General features: G+C 68.1%; 24 protein-coding genes. 4 read left to right on the top strand and 20 right to left on the bottom strand.

Going from position 1 to position 23,234, the window contains the following annotated elements:
• Window position 1 precedes the first annotated feature (1 nt).
• Window positions 2-1,369, bottom strand: a complete 1,368-nt coding sequence (glmU, locus tag CEK69_RS09630) for a bifunctional UDP-N-acetylglucosamine diphosphorylase/glucosamine-1-phosphate N-acetyltransferase GlmU (protein WP_152182183.1) — start codon at window positions 1,367-1,369, stop codon at window positions 2-4.
• Window positions 1,370-1,509: 140 nt separating this feature from the next.
• On the opposite strand from glmU, the gene CEK69_RS09625 reads away from it, so the two are divergent.
• A complete protein-coding gene (locus CEK69_RS09625; RefSeq protein WP_026144629.1) occupies window positions 1,510-1,893 on the top strand; it encodes a GtrA family protein in 384 nt (127 codons plus the stop codon).
• A gap of 363 nt (window positions 1,894-2,256) precedes the next feature.
• On the opposite strand, the gene CEK69_RS09620 is transcribed toward CEK69_RS09625, so the two are convergent.
• From CEK69_RS09620 to CEK69_RS09575, 10 genes are all read right to left on the bottom strand, one after another.
• Window positions 2,257-2,802 carry a chorismate mutase gene (locus tag CEK69_RS09620; protein WP_152236535.1) on the bottom strand — a complete coding sequence of 182 codons (546 nt, stop codon included), beginning with the start codon at window positions 2,800-2,802 and terminating at the stop codon, window positions 2,257-2,259.
• Window positions 2,803-3,216: 414 nt separating this feature from the next.
• On the bottom strand, window positions 3,217-3,639 hold the full coding sequence (locus CEK69_RS09615; protein ID WP_019796279.1) for a F0F1 ATP synthase subunit epsilon: 423 nt from the start codon (window positions 3,637-3,639) through the stop codon (window positions 3,217-3,219).
• Window positions 3,640-3,813: 174 nt separating this feature from the next.
• The gene (gene atpD / locus CEK69_RS09610; protein WP_017910295.1) at window positions 3,814-5,220 is read right to left on the bottom strand and encodes a F0F1 ATP synthase subunit beta; all 1,407 of its coding nucleotides are present in this window, start codon (window positions 5,218-5,220) and stop codon (window positions 3,814-3,816) included.
• A 122-nt stretch (window positions 5,221-5,342) separates the two neighbouring features.
• The gene (gene atpG, locus CEK69_RS09605) at window positions 5,343-6,206 is read right to left on the bottom strand and encodes a F0F1 ATP synthase subunit gamma (RefSeq protein ID WP_017910294.1); all 864 of its coding nucleotides are present in this window, start codon (window positions 6,204-6,206) and stop codon (window positions 5,343-5,345) included.
• Window positions 6,207-6,322: 116 nt separating this feature from the next.
• Window positions 6,323-7,870, bottom strand: coding sequence for a F0F1 ATP synthase subunit alpha (atpA, locus tag CEK69_RS09600; RefSeq protein WP_026143773.1), 1,548 nt, complete (start codon window positions 7,868-7,870; stop codon window positions 6,323-6,325).
• Window positions 7,871-8,017: 147 nt separating this feature from the next.
• Window positions 8,018-8,545: a F0F1 ATP synthase subunit delta gene (locus tag CEK69_RS09595; RefSeq protein WP_152245249.1), complete on the bottom strand. Its 528-nt coding sequence runs from the start codon at window positions 8,543-8,545 to the stop codon at window positions 8,018-8,020.
• 1 nt (window position 8,546) lies between these two features.
• Entirely contained in the window at window positions 8,547-9,017 is a 471-nt protein-coding gene (locus CEK69_RS09590; protein ID WP_017910291.1) for a F0F1 ATP synthase subunit B, read from the bottom strand.
• 114 nt (window positions 9,018-9,131) lie between these two features.
• A complete protein-coding gene (gene atpE, locus CEK69_RS09585) occupies window positions 9,132-9,431 on the bottom strand; it encodes a F0F1 ATP synthase subunit C (protein ID WP_010340497.1) in 300 nt (99 codons plus the stop codon).
• 77 nt (window positions 9,432-9,508) lie between these two features.
• On the bottom strand, window positions 9,509-10,303 hold the full coding sequence (gene atpB, locus CEK69_RS09580) for a F0F1 ATP synthase subunit A (RefSeq protein WP_010340498.1): 795 nt from the start codon (window positions 10,301-10,303) through the stop codon (window positions 9,509-9,511).
• Window positions 10,304-10,329: 26 nt separating this feature from the next.
• Window positions 10,330-10,695, bottom strand: a complete 366-nt coding sequence (locus tag CEK69_RS09575) for an ATP synthase subunit I (RefSeq protein WP_026143249.1) — start codon at window positions 10,693-10,695, stop codon at window positions 10,330-10,332.
• 446 nt (window positions 10,696-11,141) lie between these two features.
• Here CEK69_RS09575 and CEK69_RS09570 point away from each other — a divergent pair, with 446 nt between their 5' ends.
• The gene (locus tag CEK69_RS09570) at window positions 11,142-11,954 is read left to right on the top strand and encodes a hypothetical protein (RefSeq protein ID WP_017911696.1); all 813 of its coding nucleotides are present in this window, start codon (window positions 11,142-11,144) and stop codon (window positions 11,952-11,954) included.
• Window positions 11,955-12,089: 135 nt separating this feature from the next.
• On the opposite strand, the gene CEK69_RS09565 is transcribed toward CEK69_RS09570, so the two are convergent.
• The 3 genes from CEK69_RS09565 to aceF form a co-directional block, all read right to left on the bottom strand.
• The gene (locus CEK69_RS09565; protein ID WP_150411109.1) at window positions 12,090-12,377 is read right to left on the bottom strand and encodes a hypothetical protein; all 288 of its coding nucleotides are present in this window, start codon (window positions 12,375-12,377) and stop codon (window positions 12,090-12,092) included.
• A gap of 61 nt (window positions 12,378-12,438) precedes the next feature.
• On the bottom strand, window positions 12,439-14,238 hold the full coding sequence (gene lpdA / locus CEK69_RS09560) for a dihydrolipoyl dehydrogenase (RefSeq protein ID WP_152245247.1): 1,800 nt from the start codon (window positions 14,236-14,238) through the stop codon (window positions 12,439-12,441).
• Window positions 14,239-14,370: 132 nt separating this feature from the next.
• Window positions 14,371-16,119 carry a dihydrolipoyllysine-residue acetyltransferase gene (gene aceF / locus CEK69_RS09555; RefSeq protein WP_152245245.1) on the bottom strand — a complete coding sequence of 583 codons (1,749 nt, stop codon included), beginning with the start codon at window positions 16,117-16,119 and terminating at the stop codon, window positions 14,371-14,373.
• A 210-nt stretch (window positions 16,120-16,329) separates the two neighbouring features.
• Between aceF and CEK69_RS09550 the strand changes: the two genes are divergently transcribed.
• Window positions 16,330-17,073 (top strand): hypothetical protein, encoded by a 744-nt coding sequence (locus CEK69_RS09550; RefSeq protein ID WP_152245243.1) that lies wholly within the window; start codon window positions 16,330-16,332, stop codon window positions 17,071-17,073.
• 158 nt (window positions 17,074-17,231) lie between these two features.
• Here the strand turns inward: CEK69_RS09550 and CEK69_RS09545 are convergent, their stop codons facing one another.
• Entirely contained in the window at window positions 17,232-17,771 is a 540-nt protein-coding gene (locus CEK69_RS09545; RefSeq protein WP_152245241.1) for a DNA-deoxyinosine glycosylase, read from the bottom strand.
• 182 nt (window positions 17,772-17,953) lie between these two features.
• Here CEK69_RS09545 and CEK69_RS09540 point away from each other — a divergent pair, with 182 nt between their 5' ends.
• The gene (locus tag CEK69_RS09540; protein ID WP_017907486.1) at window positions 17,954-18,583 is read left to right on the top strand and encodes an OmpW family outer membrane protein; all 630 of its coding nucleotides are present in this window, start codon (window positions 17,954-17,956) and stop codon (window positions 18,581-18,583) included.
• A gap of 123 nt (window positions 18,584-18,706) precedes the next feature.
• On the opposite strand, the gene CEK69_RS09535 is transcribed toward CEK69_RS09540, so the two are convergent.
• From CEK69_RS09535 to CEK69_RS09515, 5 genes are all read right to left on the bottom strand, one after another.
• Window positions 18,707-19,270 carry a DUF1453 domain-containing protein gene (locus tag CEK69_RS09535; protein WP_152245239.1) on the bottom strand — a complete coding sequence of 188 codons (564 nt, stop codon included), beginning with the start codon at window positions 19,268-19,270 and terminating at the stop codon, window positions 18,707-18,709.
• Window positions 19,271-19,283: 13 nt separating this feature from the next.
• Window positions 19,284-20,087 (bottom strand): MetQ/NlpA family ABC transporter substrate-binding protein, encoded by an 804-nt coding sequence (locus CEK69_RS09530; RefSeq protein WP_152245237.1) that lies wholly within the window; start codon window positions 20,085-20,087, stop codon window positions 19,284-19,286.
• A gap of 173 nt (window positions 20,088-20,260) precedes the next feature.
• On the bottom strand, window positions 20,261-20,956 hold the full coding sequence (locus tag CEK69_RS09525; protein WP_017916296.1) for a methionine ABC transporter permease: 696 nt from the start codon (window positions 20,954-20,956) through the stop codon (window positions 20,261-20,263).
• A complete protein-coding gene (locus CEK69_RS09520) occupies window positions 20,953-21,960 on the bottom strand; it encodes a methionine ABC transporter ATP-binding protein (protein ID WP_017907482.1) in 1,008 nt (335 codons plus the stop codon). Before CEK69_RS09520 ends, CEK69_RS09525 begins: the two co-directional genes overlap by 4 nt.
• Before the next feature lie 97 nt (window positions 21,961-22,057).
• On the bottom strand, window positions 22,058-22,954 hold the full coding sequence (locus tag CEK69_RS09515; protein WP_152238516.1) for a DMT family transporter: 897 nt from the start codon (window positions 22,952-22,954) through the stop codon (window positions 22,058-22,060).
• Window positions 22,955-23,234: the final 280 nt, after the last annotated feature.

Here is a 23,234-nt window from a genome sequence, read left to right as displayed (position 1 = left end):
CTCAGTCGCGCTTGCCTGGGCGTTTCCAGCCTTCGACGGTTTCCTGCCGCACCCGTGCCACGCTCAGCTTGCCGGCCGGCGCGCTGCGGGTGATCACCGAGCCGGCACCGATGGTGGCGCCGTCGCCGATCTCCAGCGGCGCCACCAGCGCGCTGTTGGAGCCGACGAACACGCCATCGCCGATCACCGTCTGCGACTTGTTGACGCCGTCGTAGTTGCAGGTGATCACCCCGGCACCGACGTTGACGCCGCTGCCGATGGTCGCGTCGCCGAGGTAGGTCAGGTGATTGGCCTTGCTGCCGACGCCGAGCACCGCCTTCTTGGTCTCGACGAAGTTGCCGATGTGCACGCCATCGGCCAGCACCGTGCCCGGGCGCAGCCGCGCGAACGGGCCGATCTGCACCGCGCCCTCGGCGACCACGCCTTCCAGGTCGCAATGCGCACGCACCTCGGTGCCCGGCCCCAGCACCACGTCCTTCAAGCGCACGAACGGGCCGATGCTGACGCCGTCGCCCAATTCCACCTCGCCTTCCAGGATCACGTTGGCGTCGATGCGCACGTCATGGCCGGCGCGCACGCGGCCGCGCTGGTCCAGGCGGTTCGGGTCGATCAGTTGCACGCCCTGCTCGCACAGCGCACGCGCCGCACGCAGTTGCCAGGCGCGTTCCAGTTGCGCCAGCTGCCACGGATCGTTGGCGCCCTCGGCCTCGATCGGGTCGGCCACCAGCACCATCTCGGCCGGGGTGAACTCGGCGGCAGCGGCGGCGAACACGTCGGTCAGGTAGTACTCGCCCTGCGCGTTGTCGTTGCGCAACTGCGCCAGCCAGCGCTTCAGCGCGGTGGACTCGGCGGTGACGATGCCGGTGTTGATGGTGCGGATGCGCCGCTGCTCGTCGTCGGCGTCCTTCTGCTCGACGATCGCCGCGACCTTGCCGGCGGCATCGCGCACGATGCGGCCGTAGCCGGTGGGATCCTCCGGCTCGGCCACCAGCACTGCGACGCGACCGGGCGCATGCAGCAGGCGGGTCAGGGTCTCGGCGCGGATCAGCGGCACGTCGCCGTACAGCACCAGCACCGTAGCGGCATCGGGCACGGCCGCCATCGCCTGCTGCACCGCGTGGCCGGTGCCCAGCTGTTGCGCCTGCTCGGCCCACAGCAGGTCCGGCTGGTCGGCGAACGCCGCCAGCACCGCCTCGCCGCCGTGGCCATGGACGATGTGGATCGCGTCCGGCTGCAGGTGGCGCGCGGTCTCGATCACATGCGCCAGCATCGGCCGGCCGGCGATCGGCTGCAGCACCTTGGGCTTGGCCGACTTCATCCGCTTGCCCGCGCCGGCGGCGAGGATCACGACGTGCAGGGGCAGACTCATGGGGCGGTTCCGTTGCGGGTGGACGACGAATTCTAGAGGCTGCCGGCCACGCCTGCCGTCACGACCGCGCCACACGCGGCGGGCTGCACATCGGCGCCGCAGGCGCTAGCATGCGCGATCGTCTTCTCCTGCGGATGTTCATGGGTCTCCTGCGCCAGGGCAGCCAGTTCCTGCTGATCGGCCTGCTGCAATTGCTGGTCGACTGGAGCGTGTTCGTCGCCGCCACCGCGGCCGGCATGCCGACGGTCCCGGGCAACGTGCTGGGCCGCGTCTGCGGCGCCCTGCTCGGGTTCTGGCTCAACGGCCGCATCACCTTCGCCAGCGACGACGCCGCACGCCTGGGCTGGCGCCGCTTCGGCCGTTTCATGGCCATGTGGCTGGTGCTCACCGCACTCAGCACCTGGCTGGTGGCGCTGTGCGCCCACGCCCTGGGCCTGCGCCTGGCCTGGCTGGCCAAGCCGCTGGTCGAAGGCATGCTGGCGGTGGTGTCGTTCTTCCTGGGCCGGCAGTTGGTGTATCGCTAGCGCTGGCACGCGTGGCGGCAATCGGGCATGACCGATCTACGCGATCGGCGTCCATCGCGACGGCGGCTGAAGCGGCTCGCACACGGGTCCGGCGGATGCTGGGTGGGTCGCCTGTCATGCGGCGGCGGCGCGCGAAGTGGCCTGCTTTTGATGGCGCAATGCGTCGGGACTGAAGTCCCTCCCACAGTGCACCCGGCGCGTTCGCCGCACGTTCTTGTGGGAGCGACTCTTGTCCTCTTTTGTGGGATGAGTTGCGACGAGCGCAGCCGAGACGGCCAGCATGATCGGGCCTGCAGAGCGCCAAATCGGCTTCAGCGCCCCGTTGGGCGCAGGCAACGCGCCATCGGCCCCGCTACCGACGACTCAATGGCAGAAATCGCCCAGGCTGCGCACCAGTGCGGTGCGGTGCAGTTGGTCGAGCTGCCAGCGCAGCGCATAGGCCTCGGCCGCGCGCGCGGTCGTGGCCGAGCAGTCCGGGGCCTGGCGCACCGCCGCGCTGGCCTGCAACGCGTCCAGCATCTCGCCCTGCAGCTGGTCCAGGCGCGCGCGCAGTGCGGTCAGGTCCGGGCGCGGGCTGTTGGGCGCGCGGCCGCGCAGGTGCCAGCGCGACAGCAGTTCGTACTGCACCAGCTTGTTGGATTCGATCTGCATGCCGAAGAAACGCGCCGCATCGTCCGGATCCACGCCGTGGGCCGGCGCCTGATCGCGCACGCTCGCCAGCACCGCGGCCTCGCGCGTGGCATCCAGCACCGGCTTGCCGCTGTCCCACTTGCTCAGCGCCACCTGGTCGCCGATCGCATTGCGCTCGACGATGCGATCCAGCAGCGGCTCCAGTGGGGTGGCACTGCGTGCGGGCAATGCGCATCCCATCAACAGGGCGCCGGCCAGCACGGCGGTCAGCGCATGCATGCAGGGACGAGGAACGGCAGCGGACAGGCTCATCTCGGTTCTCCGGTAACCGTCTGCGGGTGGGGGATGAACCGCAGATCGGGCGGCCATCTTGCCGCAGTCCACCGACCGCACGATGACCGCACCCGCGTCTTGTCGCATGCCAGCGCGGCCGAGTCAGCGACCAGCAAGCCAGCGCCGTGCGCTGCGTCGCAGTCCAGCTCGATCTCGAGCTGCGCCGCAGGAATGCGATCTTCGCGGCGATCCAATGCGCCTGCGCGTCACAGAGTGCGGCAAGCCGGATCCGCGAGGTGATCCCCCACATGCACGCGGAGGCGGCGTGCGAAGGAGACCCCCATCTCCCAGACACGACAACGCCGGCAAACGCCGGCGTCGTCGTCGCGCATGCGGCCATCAGGCCGCGGGGCGGTGAACTCAGTGCTTGAGGTTCTTACGCAGACGCTCCAGCGCCTGCAACTGCGCGGTGACCTCGGCCAGCTTGGCCTGCGCCTCGGCGACATCCATGCCTTCGCCGCGGTTGGCGAGCAGGCGCTCGGCTTCTTCCTTGGCCTTGCGCACCGACGCTTCGTCGATGTCCTGCGCGCGGATCGCGGTGTCGGCCAGGATCGTCACCACCTGCGGCTGCACCTCGAGGATGCCGCCGGAAATGGCGAAATCCAGCTGCTCGCCGCTCGGGGTGGTCACCACCACCTTTCCGGGCTTGAGCCGGGTGATCAACGGCGCGTGCTTGGGCGCGATGCCCAGCTCGCCCAGCTCGCCGGTCGCGACCACCAGGGTGGCGTCGCCGTGGTAGATCTCATGCTCGGCGCTGACGATGTCGCAACGGATGGTGCTCATGGTGCCTCACTGGGTGAGGCGGGAATCGGGAATCGGGAATCGGGAATGGGGAGAAGCAGTCTGCCTTCTCTCAACCAGTACGCGATGCATCAGATTCCAGTTGTCCCGCCTTGACGATTCTCTATTCCCGATTCCCCATTCCCGGATGCCGGCCGGCTGCGGCCGGCGTCCAGATCAGGCCTTCTCGGCCATCTTCTTGGCCTTCTCGACCGCTTCCTCGATGCCGCCGACCATGTAGAAGGCCTGCTCCGGCAGGTGGTCGTATTCGCCGTCGACGATGGCCTTGAAGCCGCGGATGGTGTCCTTCAGCGACACGTACTTGCCCGGCGAGCCGGTGAACACTTCGGCCACGTGGAACGGCTGGCTGAAGAAGCGCTCGATCTTGCGCGCGCGCGACACGGCCTGCTTGTCCTCTTCGGACAGTTCGTCCATGCCCAGGATCGCGATGATGTCCTTCAGTTCCTTGTACTTCTGCAAGGTGGACTGCACGCGGCGGGCGGTGTCGTAGTGCTCGTGGCCGATCACGTTCGGGTCCAGCTGGCGGCTGGTCGAATCGAGCGGATCCACCGCTGGGTAGATACCCAGCGAAGCGATGTTACGCGACAGCACGACGGTGGCGTCGAGGTGGGCGAAGGTGGTCGCTGGCGACGGGTCGGTCAGGTCGTCCGCGGGCACGTACACGGCCTGGATCGAGGTGATCGAGCCGGACTTGGTCGAGGTGATGCGCTCCTGCAGCACGCCCATTTCCTCGGCCAGGGTCGGCTGGTAGCCCACCGCCGACGGCATGCGGCCCAGCAGCGCCGACACTTCGGTACCGGCCAGGGTGTAGCGGTAGATGTTGTCGACGAACAGCAGCACGTCCTTGCCCTTGCCCGAGGCGTCCTTCTCGTCGCGGAAGTACTCGGCCATGGTCAGGCCGGTCAGCGCGACGCGCAGGCGGTTGCCCGGCGGCTCGTTCATCTGGCCGTACACCATCGCCACCTTGTCCAGGACGTTGGAGTCCTTCATCTCGTGGTAGAAGTCGTTGCCCTCGCGGGTACGCTCGCCCACGCCGGCGAACACGGACAGACCCGAGTGCGCCTTGGCGATGTTGTTGATCAGTTCCATCATGTTGACGGTCTTGCCGACGCCGGCGCCGCCGAACAGGCCGACCTTGCCGCCCTTGGCGAACGGGCACATCAGGTCGATGACCTTGATGCCGGTCTCCAGCAGCTCGGTGGCCGAGGACTGGTCTTCGTAGGTCGGCGCCGCGCGGTGGATTTCCCAATGGTCGGTGGCCTGCACGTCGCCGGCCTCGTCGATCGGACGACCCAGCACGTCCATGATGCGGCCCAGCGTGCCGGCGCCGACCGGCACCGAGATCGCACGGCCGGTGTTGGTGGCGACCAGGTTGCGCTTGAGGCCGTCGGTGGAGCCGAGGGCGATCGTACGCACGACGCCGTCGCCCAACTGCTGCTGCACTTCCAGCGTGATGGCGGTGCCGTCGACCTTCAGTGCGTCGTACACCTTCGGCACATCGGCACGCGCGAATTCGACGTCGACGACCGCGCCGATGATCTGAACGATCTTGCCCTGACTCATTTGGATAACTCCACTAATGTCTATGCGAATCTGGTGTCGGGAATGGGGAACGGGGAATCGGGAATGGGAAGATCAAGCGCTGCTGCTTCGACCATTCCCGTTTCTCCATTCCCCATTCCCGGCTACACAGCGGCTGCGCCGCCGACGATTTCGGAAATTTCCTGGGTGATCGCAGCCTGACGCGCCTTGTTGTAGACCAACTGCAAGGTGCTGATCAGCTTGCTGGCGTTGTCGCTGGCCGCCTTCATCGCGACCATGCGCGCCGCATGCTCGGACGCCACGTTCTCCAGCACCGCCTGGTACACCAGCGACTCGATGTAGCGCGTCATCACGTGCTCGAGCACGCTCGCGGCATCGGGTTCGTACAGGTAGTCCCAGTCGTGGTGCGCGACCTGGCTCTCGGCCGCCGGCAGCGGCAGCAGCTGGTCGAAGCTGGCCTTCTGCGTCATCGTGTTGACGAAGCGGTTGTAGACCAGATACACGCGGTCCAGCTTGCCTTCGGTGAACGCGTCCAGCATCACCTTGATCACGCCGATCAACTGCTCCAGCTGCGGCAGGTCGCCGAGGTGGCTGACGCTGCCGACCATGTCCACCTTGATCCGGCGGAAGAACACGGAGGCCTTCTGGCCGATGGTGACCACGTCCACGCCCGCGCCCTGGTCCTGCCACTGGCGCACTTCACCCAGCATCTTGCGGAACAGGTTGTTGTTCAGGCCGCCGGCCAGGCCGCGATCGGAGGAGATCACGATGTAGCCGACGCGCTTGACCGACTCGCGCTGCACCAGGAACGGATGCGTGTAATCGGTGCTGGCCTGCGCCAGATGCCCGATCACCTGCTTCATCGCCTGCGCGTACGGACGCGAGGTCTTCATCCGATCCTGCGCCTTGCGGATCTTGGAGGCCGAGACCATCTCGAGCGCGCGCGTCACCTTGCGGGTGTTCTGCACGCTCTTGATCTTGGATTTGATTTCGCGTCCGCCTGCCATGCTCTCGCTCGCTTTGCTCGCTTCGTGGGAATGGGGAATGGAGAATCGGGAATGGGCAAGCCCGGATCCCGCTCCTACGATTCCCTATTCTCTAATCCCGATTCCCGGCAACTGATTTACCAGCTGCCCGTGGTCTTGAACTCGCCGATGCCCTTCTTGAACGCGGCCTCGATGTCGCCGTTCCAGTCGCCGGTGTCGTTGACCTTGGCGATCAGCTCGCCCTGGGTGTTGGCGAAGTGGGCGTGCAGGCCCTCCTCGAACGCCAGCAGCTTGTTGACCGGCACGTCGTCGAGGTAGCCCTCGTTGACCGCGTAGATCGACAGCGCCTGGTTGGCGATGGACATCGGCATGTACTGCTTCTGCTTCATCAGCTCGGTGACGCGCTGGCCGCGCTCGAGCTGCTTGCGGGTGGCTTCGTCCAGGTCCGAGGCGAACTGCGCGAACGCCGCCAGCTCGCGGTACTGCGCCAGCGAGATACGGATGCCGCCAGAGAGCTTCTTGATGATCTTGGTCTGCGCGGCGCCGCCGACGCGCGACACCGAGATACCGGCGTTCACCGCCGGGCGGATGCCGGCGTTGAACAGGTCGGTTTCCAGGAAGATCTGGCCGTCGGTGATCGAGATCACGTTGGTCGGCACGAACGCGGACACGTCGCCGGCCTGGGTCTCGATGATCGGCAGCGCGGTCAGCGAACCGGTCTTGCCCTTGACCTCGCCCTTGGTGAACTGCTCCACGTACTCCTCGGACACGCGCGCGGCGCGCTCCAGCAGGCGGCTGTGCAGGTAGAACACGTCGCCCGGGTAGGCTTCGCGGCCCGGCGGGCGCTTCAGCAGCAGCGAGATCTGGCGGTAGGCCACGGCCTGCTTGGACAGATCGTCGTACACGATCAGCGCGTCTTCGCCGCGGTCCATGAAGTACTCGCCCATGGTGCAGCCGGCGTAGGCGCTGATGTACTGCATCGCCGCCGACTCGGAGGCGGTCGCGGCGACCACGATGGTGTGCGCCAGCGCGCCGTTCTCTTCCAGCTTGCGCACGATGTTGGCGACGGTCGAGGCCTTCTGCCCGATCGCCACGTACACGCACTTGATGCCGGTGTTCTTCTGGTTGATCACCGCGTCGATGGCCAGCGCGGTCTTGCCGGTCTGGCGGTCGCCGATGACCAGCTCGCGCTGGCCGCGGCCGATCGGGATCATCGCGTCGACCGACTTGTAGCCGGTCTGCACCGGCTGGTCGACCGACTTGCGCCAGATCACGCCCGGCGCCACGCGCTCCACCGGCGCGGTCTGGCTGGTGCCCAGCGGGCCCTTGCCGTCGATCGGCTCGCCCAGCGCGTTGACCACGCGGCCCAGCAGTTCCTTGCCGACCGGCACTTCCAGGATGCGGCCGGTGGTCTTGGCCACGTCGCCTTCGCGCAGGTTCTCGTAGTCGCCGAGCACCACGGCGCCGACCGAGTCGCGCTCCAGGTTCAGCGCCAGGGCGTAGGTGTCGTTCGGCAGTTCGATCATTTCGCCCTGCATCACGTCGGCCAGGCCGAAGATGCGCACGATGCCGTCGGACACGCTGGTGACCGTGCCTTCGTTGCGCGACTCCGCGGCCAGCTTGACCTGCTCGATGCGGTTCTTGATCAGTTCGCTGATTTCGGAGGGGTTGAGCGTGGTTGCCATCTTGGTTTCCTTCGGATCGTCCATCGCGCAGCGGCGGATGGCGACGTGTGGTTAGCTTCTTTGAGAATCGGGAATGGGGAATCGGGAATCGCGGGTGGCGTCGCCGCCGGGCCGGGTTCTCTCCTCTCTATTCGCCATTCCCGTTTCTTAGTGGGCCAGTGCGGATTGCAGACGCGACAGCTTGCCTTTCAACGAACCGTCGATGACCACGTCGCCGGCGTCGATCACCGCGCCGCCGATCAGCGAAGCGTCCACCGCCGTGGTGATCTCGACCTCGCGGCCGAAGCGCTGCTTCAGCGCCACCTTCAGCGAGGCCAACTCGGCATCGCTCAGCGCCGTCGCGGAGGTCACGTTGGCCTGCACCACGCGCTCGGCCTCGGCCCGCAGCTGGTCGTACAGCCCGGCGATCTCCGGCAGCAGCGGCAGCCGCTGGCCTTCGGCCAGCAGGCTCAGGAAGCGCTGGTACTGCTCGTCGGCCGCCTCCGGCGCCAGCAGCGACACCGCCTGCTCCCGCTGCAGCAGCGGGTTGTGCAGCAGCGCGGCCACGCGCGGGTCGGCGGCGACCTGGGCGGAGAACGCCAGCGCCTGCGACCAGGGCGCGAGCTTGCCGGCGTCGCTGGCCGCGGCGAACGCGGCGCGAGCGTAGGGACGCGCCAGTGTGAGGGCCTGGCTCATCTCAGATCTCCGCCGCCAGCTCGTCGAGCAGCGCCTTGTGGGCGTTGGCGTCGATTTCGCGCTTGAGCAGCTTCTCGGCGCCGCTCACCGCCAGCAGCGACACCTGGCGACGCAGGTCCTCGCGCGCGCGGTTGGCCGCGGCGTCGATCTCGGCCTGGGCCAGTTCCTTCTGCCGGTTGGCTTCGACGATCGCCTCGTGCTTGGCCGCCTCGACGATCTGGTTGGCGCGCGCATGGGCCTGATCGATGATCTCGTTGGCCTTGATGCGGGCATCCTTCAACGCTTCGTTGACCTTTTCCTGCGCCTGCGCCAGATCCTTCTGGCTGCGATCGGCGGCGGCCAGGCCTTCGGCGATCTTCTGTTGGCGCTCTTCGATGGCCTGCATCAGTGGCGGCCAGATCTTGGTCGCGACGATCCAGATCAGACCGGCGAACGCCAGCGCCTGGGCAAAGAGGGTGAGACCGATATTCATGGGGTACGCTCAGCCAATGGTGACGGGGTGGACGCGCCGCCAGCACGGCGACGCGTCCGAACCTTCATCCGTAGCGGCGGCCGCCGATGGCGACCGCACGCCGGTACGACGGGATCAACCGCCCTGCGGCAGACGCGCGACGAACTCGCCGATCATCGGGTTGGCGAACGCGAACAGCAGGCCGACCGCGACGCTGATGATGAACGCGGCGTCGATCAGGCCGGCGGTGATGAACATGCGGACCTGCAGCACCGGGATCAGTTCCGGCTGGCGCGCGGCCGATTCCAGGAACTTGCCGGCCATGATGGCCAGACCGAGGCCGGCGCCCAGCGCGGCCAGGCCGATCATGATGCCGACGGCGAGGACGGTGGAGCTCTGGACTTGGGCGAGGTTGGTCAGGACGGCGAAGTACATGGTTTTCTCCAGGAACAAAGTTGCTTGAGGATGGTGAATCGAACGAAGGGTTGCTTAGAACGCGTGAAACAGAAACGTCAGTGGCTGTCTTCCGCCAGGCTCAGGTACACGATGGACAGCATCATGAAAATGAACGCCTGCAGCGGAATCACCAGCAGGTGGAACAGCATCCAGCCGAAGCCAAACGCGCCGCCGGCCAGCGCACCGAGGATGCCGGCACCGCCCAGCACCCAGATCAGCAGGAACACGATCTCGCCGCCGAACATGTTGCCGAACAGTCGCATCGCCAGCGACACCGGCTTGCTCAGCCATTCGACGATATTGAGGATCAGGTTGAACGGCAGCATCCACTTGCCGAACGGCGCGGTGAGGAATTCCTTGGTCATCCCGCCCACGCCCTTGGAGCGCAGCGAGAAGAACAGCATCAGGAAGAACACGCTGATCGACATGCCCAGGGTGGCATTGACGTCGGCGGTGGGCACCGGCTTCCAGTAGTGCACGCCGGCCCAGCCCAGCGGGATCGCGAGGAAGTCCGCCGGGATCATCTTGATGAGGTTCATCAACAGGATCCAGAAGAACAGGGTGATCGCGATCGGGGTCACCAGCTTGCTGGTGCCGTGGTAGGTGTCCTTGGCCTGGCGGTCGACGAACTCCAGCATGATTTCCACGAACGCCTGCCACTTGCCGGGCACGCCCGCGGTGGCCTTGCGCGTGGCCAGCCAGAAGCCGAACACCATCAACAGGCCCATCAGCAGCGACATCACCAGGGTGTCGACATGCAATTGCCAGAACCCGCCTTCCTGCACCTGGAAGGTGAGGTTGTGCAGATGGTGCTGGATGTAGGAGGTAGGGGTTTCTGCCTCGCCCGCCATGAGTCCTGAGCCTTTTCTTGATTCGATCAACGCCTGGCCAGAGCCAGAACCTGGAACATCAGCCCGACGGCGATACCCGCCAACAGGGCCAGAGGAGGCAACCGCCACCAGGCAAAGCCCAGCGCCAGCACCGCGAACACCAACACCCACTTCAGCACCATGGCCACGATCAACCGCGCCAGCGCCGAACCCGCCGCCTGCACGCCGCCATTGAGCGCGGTGCGTGCGGCCAGCCATCCCCCTGCCACGGTCGCCAGCCCGGTTGCGGCGGCGCCCATCGCGTATTTCGGTCCCAGCAGCAGGAACAGCAGGGACACCACGGCCACCGCCACCAGCGGGTAAATCGCTGCGCGCAGCATCAGCCGCCGACCCGCATCAACGGAGTTCAGCACAGAAAATCCTGCAATTGGTGGTGGATTGAGGACGTCTTCGCGTCCGTCGAGCCGCGGAATTATAGCAATGGGACAATTTGCGAGACAACCGCCAGGGGTCCTGGCCGCGTCCGAATGCCCATCCGCCCGTAGACGATAACACGGCCACCGCCCGCCGCCGGCGCCGAATGCGGCGTTGCAGCACGCCTTTGCGGAGGAACTTTCTGTCCACTGCGCTGTCTGATCGGACAGGGACTGCGCCCATCCTCGTCGGCCCACAGCGCAGACCCACCGAGCCCCGGTCCTCCCGGGGCTCTTTTCGTTGCGCGTTCTGGGACGGGCGTGGCGGCCCGGGCCACCATACTTTCACGAATGGTGGACGCAAATTTAAGGATAGTGACGGCACGCGGTGGCCCAGCCATCGACGCCTCATCAAAAAAATCCCAAGACGACGGAGCTTGTCCCCCATGAAACACTTGCTTGCCCTGGCGCTGCCGTGCGCGCTCGCCGCCGCTTACGCCCTGCCCGCCCACGCCGAAGACGGCGACGACCGCTTCACCCTGCGCCTGGGCGCGATGAACGTCGACAACAACAACACCCTGCGCGGCAACACCGTCATCAACGGCAATGCCATCTCCGGGTCGCAGGACTTCAAGCTGGGCGGCAAGGAGTGGGAGCCGCGCGTGGACGGCGTGTTCCGCATCAGCACCCGCCAGCGCCTGATCTTCGACTACTTCAAGTACGACAAGGACCGCCGCGAGGAGCTGGGCCAGGACGTCAGCTATGGCGGCGTCACCGTGCCGTCGGGCAGCTTCGTCAAGGGCCAACTGAAGTATCAGGTCGCCAGCCTGGTGTACGACTACTCGGTGATCGATACGCCGCAGTTCAGCATGGGCCTGCAGCTCGGTGCCGAGTGGGCCAAGGTCAACGGCAAGGCCTATGCCGACCTGGGCCCGCTGTACACCGGCACCTTCGTCGACGAAAGCGACGACGGCGCCGCGCCGGTGGTCGGCCTGCGCTTCACCGCGCACCCGAACGAACACTGGCTGTTCAATGTGCAGGGGCAGTACGTCAACACCAAGTGGGGCGATTTCAAGAAATACGACGGCGACCTGAGCCGCGCCAACGCCATCGCCGAATATCGCTTCACCCGCAACTTCGGCATCTTTGCCGGCTACGACTGGTTCAAGCTCGACGTGGACCGCAAGGGCGGCAACGCCGCGATCGGCCTGAAGCAGGAGTTCAAGGGTCCGGTCGCGGGCGTGACCTTCGCGTTCTGATCTTTCGGGACCCGGAACCCGGGACCCGCGAGCAGTTCCATGCAGAACCCCGCAGCGATGCGGGGTTTTGTCGTTCAACGGGGTGCGCAGCAGATCGCAGAGGCGGTGGCAGCGACTGCGGCAGCCGACACAGGCTCACGGCGGCTTGGTCGCACCGGCCACCAGCAGGTGCTGGTGCGTCGAGCAGTAGCACTCGTCGTGCCAGCCGTAGTGCGGATCGGTGCAGATCGCGTGTTGCACCGTCGCCGGCAACGCCGCCACGTCGCTGCGCAGATCGCGCTTCAGCGACACGAAGACCGAGCCAGGATGCGGCCAGTCGGTCCGGCGCGGCGGCTCGGCGATGCGGTTGCCGCTGGCCAGTTCGCGCTGCAGCAGCGCCTGCAGTTCGGGACATAGGGTGCCCTGCCCCACAGCGACCTCCATGCGTGGATTCACCACGGCCGCGACCGCACCGCACGCAGCGGCACGGTCGCGCCGGGCGGCGTCACTTCTTCTTCGGGATGTACAGGTCGGTGATGGTGCCGTCGTAGACCTCGGCGCTCATGCCGACCGATTCGCTCAGGGTCGGATGCGCGTGGATGGTGTGGCCGATGTCCTCGGCCTCCGCGCCCATCTCGATCGCCAGGCCGATCTCGGCCAGCAGGTCGCCGGCGTGCACGCCGACGATCGCGCCGCCGATGATGCGGTGCGTCTCCTCGTCGAAGATCAGCTTGGTGAAGCCCTCGGTGCGGCCGATGCCGATGGCGCGGCCGCTGGCCGCCCACGGGAACTTGGCCACGCCGACCTTCAGCCCCTTGGCCTTGGCCTCGGTCTCGGTGACGCCGACCCAGGCGATTTCCGGGTTGGTGTAGGCCACCGACGGGATCACCCGCGCCACCCACTCCTTCTTCTCGCCAGCGGCCACTTCCGCGGCCAGCTTGCCCTCGTGGGTGGCCTTGTGCGCCAGCATCGGGTTACCCACGATGTCGCCGATGGCGAAGATATGCGGCACGTTGGTGCGCATCTGCCGGTCGACCGGGATGAAACCGCGCTCGGTGACGTTGATGCCGGCCTTGTCGGCGCCGATCTTCTTGCCGTTGGGCGCGCGACCCACCGCGACCAGCACGCGGTCGTAGGTGGTGGCGGCCAGCGCCGGCGTCTCGCCCGTGGTGGCGGCTTCGAAGGTCACGGTGATGCCCTTCTTGTCGGCCTTGACCTCGGCCGCCTTGGTCTTGAGATGGACCTCCACGCCCTGCTTCTTCAAGCGGTCGGCCAGCGGCTTGACCAGGTCCTTGTCCGCGCCCGGCATCAGCTGGTCCATGAACTCGACCACGGTGACCTTGCTGCCCAGCGCGCTGTACACGGTGGCCATTTCCAGGCCGATGATGCCGCCGCCGACCACCAGCAGGGTCTTGGGGATCTCCTGCAGTTCCAGCGCATCGGTGGAGTCCATCACCCGCTTGTCGTCCCACGGGAAATTCGGCAGCTTTACCGCCTGCGAGCCGGCGGCGACGATGCAGTGCTCGAAACGCAGCAACTGGGTCTTGCCGTCGGCGCCGACGATCTCCAGCTCGTTCGGCGACACGAACGACGCCACGCCGGTGACGGTGTGCACCTTGCGCTGCTTGGCCATGCTGGCCAGGCCGCCGGTGAGCTTGCCGACCACCTTTTCCTTGTACTCGCGCAGCTTGTCCAGGGTGATCTTGGGCTTGCCGAAGTCCACGCCGAAGTCGCCGGCATGGGCGACCTCGTCGATCACCGCGGCCGCATGCAGCAGCGCCTTGGACGGGATGCAGCCGACGTTGAGGCAGACGCCACCGAGGCTGGCGTAGCGCTCGATCAACACCGTGTCCAGACCCAGGTCGGCGGCGCGGAACGCGGCGGTGTAGCCGCCGGGACCGGCGCCGAGCACCACCATCTTGCATTCGATGTCGGCGGGCTTGCCGCTGGCCAGGGCCGGCTTCGGTGCCGGCGGCTCGGCCGGCGCGCGGTGCGACGGCGCCACCGGCGGCTTGCTGGCCGGCACTTCGGCCGGGGCCGCGGCGGGCGCGCCGGCGGCGGCACCATCGGCGGTCTCCAGCAGCGCGATCACCGCGCCCTCGGAGAGGGTGTCGCCGAGCTTGACCTTCAGTTCCTTGATCACGCCGGCAGCCGCGGACGGCACTTCCAGCGTGGCCTTGTCCGACTCCAGCGTCACCAGGCCCTGGTCCTTCTTCACCGTGTCGCCGACGGCGACCAGCACCTCGATGACCGGAACGTCGCTGTAGTCGCCGATATCCGGGACCTTGACCTCAATGACCGCCATGCAGCTTCTCCTGTGGCCCTTCGCCGCGGCGAGGGGCGTTTGCAGTTCGTCGGCGCGACCGCGCAAACAGGCGGCGCGCGCAGGTGGGGGAAAACCGGCGCCGCGACGGACGCGGCACCGTGACGACAGGGCTTACAGCAGCACGCGGCGCATGTCCGCCAGCACCTGGCTCAGGTAGGTGGTGAAACGCGCGGCGGCGGCGCCGTCGATGACCCGGTGGTCGTAGCTCAGCGACAGCGGCAGCATCAGCTTGGGCGCGAATTCCTTGCCGTTCCAGACCGGCTGGATCGACGACTTGGACACGCCCAGAATCGCCACTTCCGGCGCATTGACGATCGGGGTGAAGGCGGTGCCGCCGATGCCGCCGAGCGAACTGATCGAGAAGCAGCCGCCGCTCATGTCGGCCGGGCCCAGCTTGCCGTCGCGCGCCTTCTTGGCCAGCTCGCCGCTCTCGCGCGCCAGCTCAACCACGCCCTTCTTGTCCACGTCGCGGATCACCGGCACCACCAGCCCGTTCGGGGTGTCGGCGGCGAAGCCGATGTGGAAATACTTCTTCAGGGTCAGGTTCTCGCCGCTGGCATCGAGCGAGGCGTTGAACTCGGGGAACTGCTTCAGCGCCGCGGCGCTGGCCTTGAGCAGGAAGGCGAGCATGGTCAGCTTGATGCCGGCCTTCTCGTTCTCCTTGTTCAACGCCACACGCAGGGCTTCCAGGTCGGTGATGTCGGCCTGCTCGAACTGGGTGACGTGCGGGATCATCGCCCAGTTGCGCGCCAGGTTGGCGCCGGAGATCTTCTTGATCCGCGACAGCGGCTTGACCTCGACCTCGCCGAACTTGGCGAAGTCCACCTTCGGCCACGGCAGCAGGTTCAGGCCATTGCCGCCCGCGGCGGGCGCGGCACCGGCGGCGGCCGGCGCGGCGCCGGACAGCGCCGCCTTGACGTAGCGCTGCACGTCGTCCTTGGTGATGCGGCCACCCTGCTCCGAGCCGCTGACCTGGAACAGGTCCACGCCGAGTTCGCGGGCGAACACGCGCACCGCCGGGCTCGCATAGGGCACCTTCTGCGGCAGCACGCTGTCGGCGTCGAACGCCACCGGCGGGCTGCTCTGGGTGGCGGACGGCGCGGCGGCCTTGGCCGGCGCCGTGGCCTGGACCTGGGCGATCTCGCGCTGGGCCAGCTTGTCCGGCGCGGACGAGGCCGGCACCGGCTCCACGCCGCCGCCGGTCTCGGCGCTGGGCTGGACCGCGGACGCGGCCGGCGCGTCGGCATCGCTGCCGGCCACCTCGATCAGCGCCACCAGCTTGCCCTCGGACAGGCTGTCGCCGACCTTGACCTTGAGTTCCTTGACCACGCCGGCCACCGACGAGGGCACTTCCATCGTCGCCTTGTCCGACTCCAGGGTGACCAGGCCCTGATCCTTCTTGACCGTGTCGCCGACCGCGACCAGCACCTCGATCACCGGCACGTCGCTGTAGTCGCCGATGTCCGGCACCCGCGCCTCGACCACGCCGGCGGGCGCGGCCGGGGCCGGCTTGACCGCGCTCTGCGCGGGCGCCGCGGCCGGAGCGGCGGCCTGCTGGGCCGGCGCGGGCGTGGCCTTGGCGGCCGCAGGCGCGGCGGGTGCGGCACTGGCGCCGCCCTCGGCCACTTCGATCAGCGCCACCACCTTGCCCTCGGACAGGCTGTCGCCGACCTTGACCTTGATCTCCTTGACCACGCCGGCGAACGGCGACGGCACTTCCATCGTCGCCTTGTCCGATTCCAGGGTGACCAGGCTCTGGTCCTTCTTCACCGTGTCGCCGACGGCCACCAGCACTTCGATTACCGGGACGTCGCTGTAGTCACCGATATCGGGGACAAGTGCTTCCTTGATTTCGGCCATGCGGGAACTCCGGCAACTAATGAGGGGGAAACCCCTATTGTGGCGGCCCGCAGCCGCAGCGCCAACCTTTGACGGGCAAAAAAGCCCGATCGCCTGCAGGGAGCGCCACTGCCGGCGGACAGTACGCCGGCGCATGTTGCACAGCCATCGCCGGTGCACCGCCTTCACGGCGCCACGGCTAGGCTCGCCGCAGATTTCCGGAGGGCAGGCATGCGGATCCTGGTGCTGTTGATGGCGTTGGCGATGCCGTTGGTCGCCTGGTTCTCGCAACGTGGCGCGTTCGGCCCGACCAACGGCGCCATCTCCGACCGCTACCCGACCCTGATCGTCGCCGCCGGCTACGCCTTCGCGATCTGGGGTGTGATCTTCCTGCTCGACCTGGCCTTCGGCCTGTGGCAATCCAGCGCGCGGCGCCGTCGCGTCAGCGCGCTGGCGCAGGTGCGGGCGCCGGCGGCGCTGGGCTTCGCGCTGACGGCGGCGTGGATGCCGGTGTTCTCGCAGCAGCACTTCCTGCTGGCGCTGGCGGTGATCTGGACCGCGCTGGCGGCGATGCTGCTGGCCGCGCTCCGGCTGTCGCGCGACCCCGCCCCCGAATCCGGCCAGACCCTGTGGGCCTGGCTGCCGCTGTCGCTGCACGCCGGCTGGCTGTCGCTGGCGGCATTCCTGAACACCGCGCAGGTGATCGTGGCCTACCGCTGGCTCTCGACCGAGCGGATGTTGCCGTGGAGCCTGGTGCTGTTCGCGCTGGCGGCGGCGCTGCTGCTGGGCATGAACCGGGCGATGCGCGGCAACCTCGCCTATGCGGCGGCAGCGTTATGGGCGCTGGCCGCGGTCTACGTCAAACAGACCGACAGCACGCTGGCCGGTGCGCAGACTGCGGCGTGGGTGGCCTTGCTGCTCGCCGCCGTGCTGGCGCTGCAGACGCTGTGGCTGCGCCTGCGCGCGCGGCGCTGATCCATGGATGCAATGCCAGCGCGCCGCCAATCACCTGTTTTTGCCACATCGCGCTGTCTCGTAAGAGTGGCTTCGGCCGCGCCAGCGTTGTCGGGATAGCCGCGTCGCGGCTGAAGCCGCCCCTGCGCGTGTGCCTCGTGCGTGATTGGAGGCACCCGTCAATCGCCAGCCATCGGCACCCGCAGCCATTGCTGCAGCGGCGACCACGCCTGCAGCAGCCGCGGCCAGGCGAACGCGGCATTGGCGGGGCTGCTGGACGGCAGCGCCAGCAGCACCAGATGCGGATCGCGCAGCGGCAGGTGCGGCTGCACGAAGCGCGCGAACGCCTGCGCCGCCGCCGCGCCATTGCAGGCGATGGCGCGCAGCTGCGGCAACTGCGCGATGCGCTCGGGCAAGGCATTGGGAATTTCGCTGCCGCGCACGATCGCCGCGTCCAGGCTGCCGCGGCGTCGGCACTGGCCGATCACATCCCACAGGCCCACGCCGGCCGCGTGCAGCGCCTGCATCCGCGCTTCGGCGTCCAGTGCCGCATCGAAGCCGCACAGCGCCGCCATCAGCGGCCAGAACCGGTTGCGCGGATGCGCGTAGTAACGCGCCTGCTGCAACGACGCCGCACCGGGCATGGAGCCGAGCACAAGCACGCGGCAATCGTCGCGAATCTGCGCGGGCAGGCCCTGCAACAGCGGCTGCGTCGTCACGTCGCGCGCACCTGGATGAACAGCCAAAAGCCTTAAAACCTCGTTATTTCAAGCATCGGGCGCAAGTGCCTGAACGTCGCCTGCATTCGTCCGACGAGGGTCGGCGCCGATTCATCTTCTCATCGATACGGTGTGCGCGCCCACTCCCGTGGCCCCACAAGAACAAGATGAGGAGATACCCCATGCGGTCCATTCAGATCCTGAGCCTGGCTGTCGTGTCCGCCCTTGCGTTTGCGCCCGCCGCATTCGCACAGGATGCCGATACCGCTTCCGGCAAGCACTTCTCCGTCGTCGGCAGCGCGACCCTGCTCGACCCGCATTCCAAGCCGGCGGCCGGCCTCGACGTCGATGGCGGCCCGGCGCCGACCATCAGCGCCAGCTGGCTGATCGACGACAACTGGGCGGTCGAACTGTGGGGCGCTGCCGACAAGTTCAACCACCGCGTCAAGGCCGACGGCATCGGCAAGGTCGGTACCGTCGAGCAGCAGCCGATCGCGCTGAGCGGCCAGTACCACTTCGGCCAGGCGGACAACGTGTTCCGTCCGTTCGTCGGCGTCGGTTACTACGAGTCCAACTTCAGCAACGAAAAGCTGGCTGGCCTGAACCCGGACCAGCACATCAGCCTGGACACCGCCAAGGGCGCCATCGGCACCGTCGGCGTGGACATGAACATCAACTCCACCTGGTTCGCCCGTGCCGATGCGCGCTACATGCACTCGCGTCCGGAGCTGAAGGTGGCCGGCGAAGGCACCGGCGAAGACCTGAAGCTGGATCCGTGGCTGTTCAGCTTCGGCGTCGGCGCGCGCTTCTAAGCGTTCCGTCTCCAGCGTTTGCGCAAACGGGCCCGCAAGGGCCCGTTTGTTTTTGTGCGTGCGCTGGATCGAGCGCGCGACCAGCGAAAACCGCATTGCGCGTGCACGCGGGCGCGGCCGCCTTCAGCGCGGCGAGCGATCGAAACCGCGGTAGCGGTCGAACCGGCGCAGGCGCCGCCGCAGCAGCCAGGCGTAGGCGCAGGCATAGCCGAGCAGCATGGCCGCGGCGGCCAGCAGGCTGGCATGGCTCATCCAGCCCTCGGTCGGCCACGCCGCACCATCGACCAGACTGCGCCAGCCTTGCCACAGTCCGGCACCGATGCGTACCGCCACCAGCGCGGTCAGACCCAAGACCAACCACAGGTTCGGCGTGTAGTGCAGCCCGTGCGGCAACGGCTCGAAGCGGGTGGCGACGATGCCGAGCGCGCCCAGCAGCGCGCCGATGCCCCAGCCGGCCAGCGCATGCGTGGCCGCACCGGGCCACCAGTGCGCGGCGATCAGGGCGAAGACCAGCAACACCACGCTGGACAGCAGCGCCGACCACATTTGCACCGCGACCAGCCAACCGCGCGCCTGACGCCGCGCCGTGCCCACGCGGAACCGCTGCAGCAGCGACAGCGGCAAGAGCACCGCGGTCACCGCCAGCGCGATCACGATCGCCAGCGGAATGGCCAGCAGCAGCGGCATGCGCGTGGCCCGATCAGAACGCCGGCAGCACCGCGCCCTGGTACTTGCGCTGGATGAAGGCCTTCACTTCCGGGCTGGTCAGCGCCTTGGCCAGCTTCTGCACGCGCGGATCGTCCTTGTTGTCGCGACGCGCGACCAGGAAGTTCACGTACGGCGAATCCTTGCTTTCGATCGCCAGCGCGTCGCGGGTCGGGTTGAGGCCGGCGTCGAGCGCGTAGTTGGTGTTGATCAGCGCCAGGTCGACTTGGTCCAGCACCCGCGGCAGCATCGCCGAATCCAGCTCGCGGAACTTCAGCTGCTTGGGATTGGCGACGATGTCGCGCTGGGTGGACAGCGCATTGCCCGGGTCCTTGAGCTTGATGACCCCGGCCTTGGCCAGCAGGATCAGCGCGCGGCTGTTGTTGCTGGGATCGTTGGGGATCACCACGTCGGCGCCCTGCGGCAGCGCGTCCAGCGACTTGTAGCGGCGCGAGTAGGCGCCGAACGGCTCGATGTGCACGCCGACCACGGTGACCAGGTCGCTCTTGCGGTCGCGGTTGTAGGCCTGCAGGTAGGGCTCGGTCTGGAAGTAGTTCACGTCGATCTGCTTCTGCACCACCTGGTCGTTGGGCTGCACGTAGTCGTTGAACACGCGCACGTCCAGGGTCAGGCCCTGCTGCTCCAGCATCGGCTTGACCACCTCCAGGATCTCGGCGTGCGGCACCGCAGTGGCGGCGACGCTGAGATGGTCGCCGGCGGCGCCGGCATCGGGCTTGCCGCAGCCGCCGAGCACGAGCACGGCGCTGGCGAGCAGGAGGCGGAACGGGAATCGGGTCATGGCAGGTATCCGGAGAAACGGGGGGAGTGGAGGAGCGCGACCCGCGGCCGCGATGCGTGCACGCTAGCAGACGGCCGTGCAGGCGGGGCGATCCATGCGCGTGGGAACGGCTTCAGCCGCGACCGCTCACCGATCGGAGGCGCGGCTGAAGCCCTACCGCGGCACGCAGGACATCAGCGCCGGCTGTAGTGCGCGACCAGGCGGTCGCCGAGCATCTGCAACGCCTGCACCAGCAGCAACAGGATCACCACCGTCACCAGGGCCACGTCGGCGTGCGAGCGCTGGTAGCCGTCGCGGTAGGCCAGGTCGCCGAGGCCGCCCGACCCGATCGCGCCGCCCATCGCGGTGAAGCCGATCAGGGCGATGGTGGTCACCGTGGCGCCGGCGATCAGGCCCGGCCGCGCTTCCGGCAGCAGTACCCGCGTCACCAGTTGCCAGGTGGTCGCGCCCATCGCCAGGCTGGCCTCGACCACGCCGCGGTCCACTTCGCGCAGTGCGGTCTCCACCAGCCGCGCGTAGAACGGCGCCGCGCCCACCACCAGCGGCAGGATCGCGCCGCGCACGCCCAGCGAGGTGCCCATCGCCCACAGTGTCAGCGGGATCATCGCGATCATCAAAATGATGAAGGGCACCGAGCGCAGCACGTTGATGACCAGCGCCAGGCTGCCGTACAGCAGCGGCTTCTGGTGGGTCTGGCGCGGGCCGGTCAGGAACAGCAGCACGCCCAGCGGCAGGCCGATCAGCAGGGTCAGCGGCAGCGAGCCGCCGAGCATCAGCAGCGTATCGACGGTGGCGCGACCGATCTCGCTCCACTTGCCGGCATCGAGATTGCGGAAGAAGCCGGTGGCGGCGGTGGCGATCGGACTCATCGGCGCAGCTCCTGCACATGCACGCCGGCGGCGACGAAGGCGGCCTGCGCCGCGTCCATGTCGCCACCGACCAGGGCCACGGTCAGTTGGCCGTACGGGGTGTCCTTGATCCGGTCGATGCGCCCGGACAGGATGTTGTAGTCCACCGCGGTGGCGCGGGCGATGCGCCCGAGCAGCGGCGCGTAGGTGTCGGTGCCGAGGAAGGTCAGCCGCAGGATGCGCCCGTCCACGGCGGTGAAATCGCGGTACAGCTCGGCCTCGTCGACGTGCTCGGCCTCGGACACGAAGCGCTTGGTGGTCGGATGCTGCGGGTGCAGGAACACCTCGGTGACCGGCCCACTCTCGACCAGGTGCCCGGCATCGAGCACCGCCACGCGATCGCAGACCCGGCGGATCACCTCCATCTCGTGGGTGATCAGCACGATGGTCAGACCCAGCTCGCGGTTGATCTGCGCCAACAGCGCCAGCACCGAGGCGGTGGTCTGCGGGTCCAGCGCGCTGGTGGCCTCGTCGCACAGCAGGATCCGCGGGCGCGTGGCCAGGGCGCGGGCGATGCCGACGCGCTGCTTCTGTCCGCCCGACAGCTGCGCCGGATACTTGTCGGCATGCGCGGCCAGCCCGACCCGCTCCAGCAACTCGGCCACCCGCGCGTCGATCTCCGCGCGCGGCGTGCCGGCCAGTTCCAGCGGGAAGGCGACGTTGCCGGCGACCGTGCGCGAGGACAGCAGGTTGAAGTGCTGGAAGATCATGCCCACGCGCTGGCGCAGTGTGCGCAGCCCGGCGCGGTCCAGCGCGGTGACGTCCTCGCCGTCGATGATCAGGCGGCCGCCGCTGGGCTCTTCGAGCCGATTGATCAACCGGATCAGGGTCGACTTGCCGGCGCCGGAATGGCCGATGATGCCGAACACCTCGCCGGCCTCGATGCGCAGGTCGAGCGGATGCAGCGCCACGACCGGCTGGCCGGCGACGGAATAGGACTTGTGCAGGCGCTCGAACTGGATCAACGCGCGGGACCGGCAGCGACGGGGGGCGCAAAGCCTAGCAGGCCAGGATGGCGTGCGTTATTCCATTCGATTCTAACGTACGCGCGCATCGCGGGGCCTAGGGGCGTGCCTGCGGCGGCGGATGCGCCACCGCGCGGACCCGCTCGCGATGCAGCAGGTACAGGCCGCTGGCGACGATGATCGCCCCGCCCACCCAGGTCCAGGCATCGGGCAGCTTGCGCCACAGCAGCCAGTCCCAGGGAATCACCCACAACAGGCCGCTGTACTCCAGCGGCGCGACCAGCGAGGCGTCGCCGCGGCGGAACGCCTGGGTCAGCGCCACCTGGCCCAGCGCCCCGGCCAGGCCCATGCCGGCGATCCAGCCGGTGTCGGCCGGGCGCAGCGGGGTCCACTCCGGCAACGCCAGCGCGCCGGCGCCCAGCGCCATGATCAGCAGGAACCACACCACCAGCGACTGCGAGGTGTCGGTGCGCGCCAGCAGGCTGACCAGCACCGAGGCCACCGCATACGCGATGGCCGCCAGCAGCACCATCAGCCCCGGCAGCGAGACGAACCCGTCCATGCCCGGGCGCAGCACCACCAGCACGCCGACCAGGCCGACGCCGATCGCCGCCCAGCGCCGCGGTCCCACGTATTCGCCGAGCAGCGGCACCGACAGCGCCGCCACCAGCAGCGGCGCGACGAAGTAGATGGTGTAGGCGGTGGACAGCGGCAGGCTGCGCAAGGCCCAGGCGAAGCAGCCGATCATGGCGATGCCGAGCACGCCGCGCAGCAGGTGCAAGCCCCAGCGCACCGGCCAGATCGCGCGCGGCCCGGCGCTGGCCAGCACCCACACCAGCACGAACGGCAGCGAGGCGCCGCCGCGCAGCGCCGCGACCTGCAGCGCCGGATAGTGCGTGCTGAGCTGCTTCATCGACGCATCCATCAGCGAAAAGAACGCGACCGCGGCGATCATCCACGCAGCGGCGGCGGCATTGGAACGGGAGTTGGGCATCGGCGCATTATCGCCGCGATCGGCGATGCGCGTGGTGCCGGGGCTCATCGCGTCGGGACTGAAGTCCCTCCCACATGGCTCCAGCCGGCGCACCGGCCGATGCCGCTTCTTGTGGGAGCGACTTCAGTCGCGACGCGCGGCGCCCAGCAACGCACGACATTGCGCAACGCGCCGGAACCGACATCCATCCCACCCTGCACGTGCCAGCTCCTGCGACACCTGCGCTGCCACTTCCCACCTGCCGCGCCCCACTCCTCGCCCGCACGTCTTACGATAGGCA

Origin of the sequence: Xanthomonas sp. LMG 12462 (assembly GCF_009192885.1) — a bacterium.
Taxonomy (GTDB): domain Bacteria; phylum Pseudomonadota; class Gammaproteobacteria; order Xanthomonadales; family Xanthomonadaceae; genus Xanthomonas_A; species Xanthomonas_A sontii.
Note: the sequence above shows the minus strand (reverse complement) of the source record. Positions and strands in the feature narration are given on the sequence as shown.

Excerpts from the sequence above, each read along its gene's own strand:
- glmU (WP_152182183.1), bottom strand. The coding sequence starts at position 1,369 with ATGAGTCTGCCCCTGCACGTCGTGATCCTCGCCGCCGGCGCGGGCAAG.
- CEK69_RS09625 (WP_026144629.1), top strand. The coding sequence starts at position 1,510 with ATGGGTCTCCTGCGCCAGGGCAGCCAGTTCCTGCTGATCGGCCTGCTG.
- CEK69_RS09620 (WP_152236535.1), bottom strand. The coding sequence starts at position 2,802 with ATGCATGCGCTGACCGCCGTGCTGGCCGGCGCCCTGTTGATGGGATGC.
- CEK69_RS09615 (WP_019796279.1), bottom strand. The coding sequence starts at position 3,639 with ATGAGCACCATCCGTTGCGACATCGTCAGCGCCGAGCATGAGATCTAC.
- atpD (WP_017910295.1), bottom strand. The coding sequence starts at position 5,220 with ATGAGTCAGGGCAAGATCGTTCAGATCATCGGCGCGGTCGTCGACGTC.
- atpG (WP_017910294.1), bottom strand. The coding sequence starts at position 6,206 with ATGGCAGGCGGACGCGAAATCAAATCCAAGATCAAGAGCGTGCAGAAC.
- atpA (WP_026143773.1), bottom strand. The coding sequence starts at position 7,870 with ATGGCAACCACGCTCAACCCCTCCGAAATCAGCGAACTGATCAAGAAC.
- CEK69_RS09595 (WP_152245249.1), bottom strand. The coding sequence starts at position 8,545 with ATGAGCCAGGCCCTCACACTGGCGCGTCCCTACGCTCGCGCCGCGTTC.
- CEK69_RS09590 (WP_017910291.1), bottom strand. The coding sequence starts at position 9,017 with ATGAATATCGGTCTCACCCTCTTTGCCCAGGCGCTGGCGTTCGCCGGT.
- atpE (WP_010340497.1), bottom strand. The coding sequence starts at position 9,431 with ATGTACTTCGCCGTCCTGACCAACCTCGCCCAAGTCCAGAGCTCCACC.
- atpB (WP_010340498.1), bottom strand. The coding sequence starts at position 10,303 with ATGGCGGGCGAGGCAGAAACCCCTACCTCCTACATCCAGCACCATCTG.
- CEK69_RS09570 (WP_017911696.1), top strand. The coding sequence starts at position 11,142 with ATGAAACACTTGCTTGCCCTGGCGCTGCCGTGCGCGCTCGCCGCCGCT.
- CEK69_RS09565 (WP_150411109.1), bottom strand. The coding sequence starts at position 12,377 with ATGGAGGTCGCTGTGGGGCAGGGCACCCTATGTCCCGAACTGCAGGCG.
- lpdA (WP_152245247.1), bottom strand. The coding sequence starts at position 14,238 with ATGGCGGTCATTGAGGTCAAGGTCCCGGATATCGGCGACTACAGCGAC.
- aceF (WP_152245245.1), bottom strand. The coding sequence starts at position 16,119 with ATGGCCGAAATCAAGGAAGCACTTGTCCCCGATATCGGTGACTACAGC.
- CEK69_RS09550 (WP_152245243.1), top strand. The coding sequence starts at position 16,330 with ATGCGGATCCTGGTGCTGTTGATGGCGTTGGCGATGCCGTTGGTCGCC.
- CEK69_RS09540 (WP_017907486.1), top strand. The coding sequence starts at position 17,954 with ATGCGGTCCATTCAGATCCTGAGCCTGGCTGTCGTGTCCGCCCTTGCG.
- CEK69_RS09535 (WP_152245239.1), bottom strand. The coding sequence starts at position 19,270 with ATGCCGCTGCTGCTGGCCATTCCGCTGGCGATCGTGATCGCGCTGGCG.
- CEK69_RS09530 (WP_152245237.1), bottom strand. The coding sequence starts at position 20,087 with ATGACCCGATTCCCGTTCCGCCTCCTGCTCGCCAGCGCCGTGCTCGTG.
- CEK69_RS09525 (WP_017916296.1), bottom strand. The coding sequence starts at position 20,956 with ATGAGTCCGATCGCCACCGCCGCCACCGGCTTCTTCCGCAATCTCGAT.
- CEK69_RS09515 (WP_152238516.1), bottom strand. The coding sequence starts at position 22,954 with ATGCCCAACTCCCGTTCCAATGCCGCCGCCGCTGCGTGGATGATCGCC.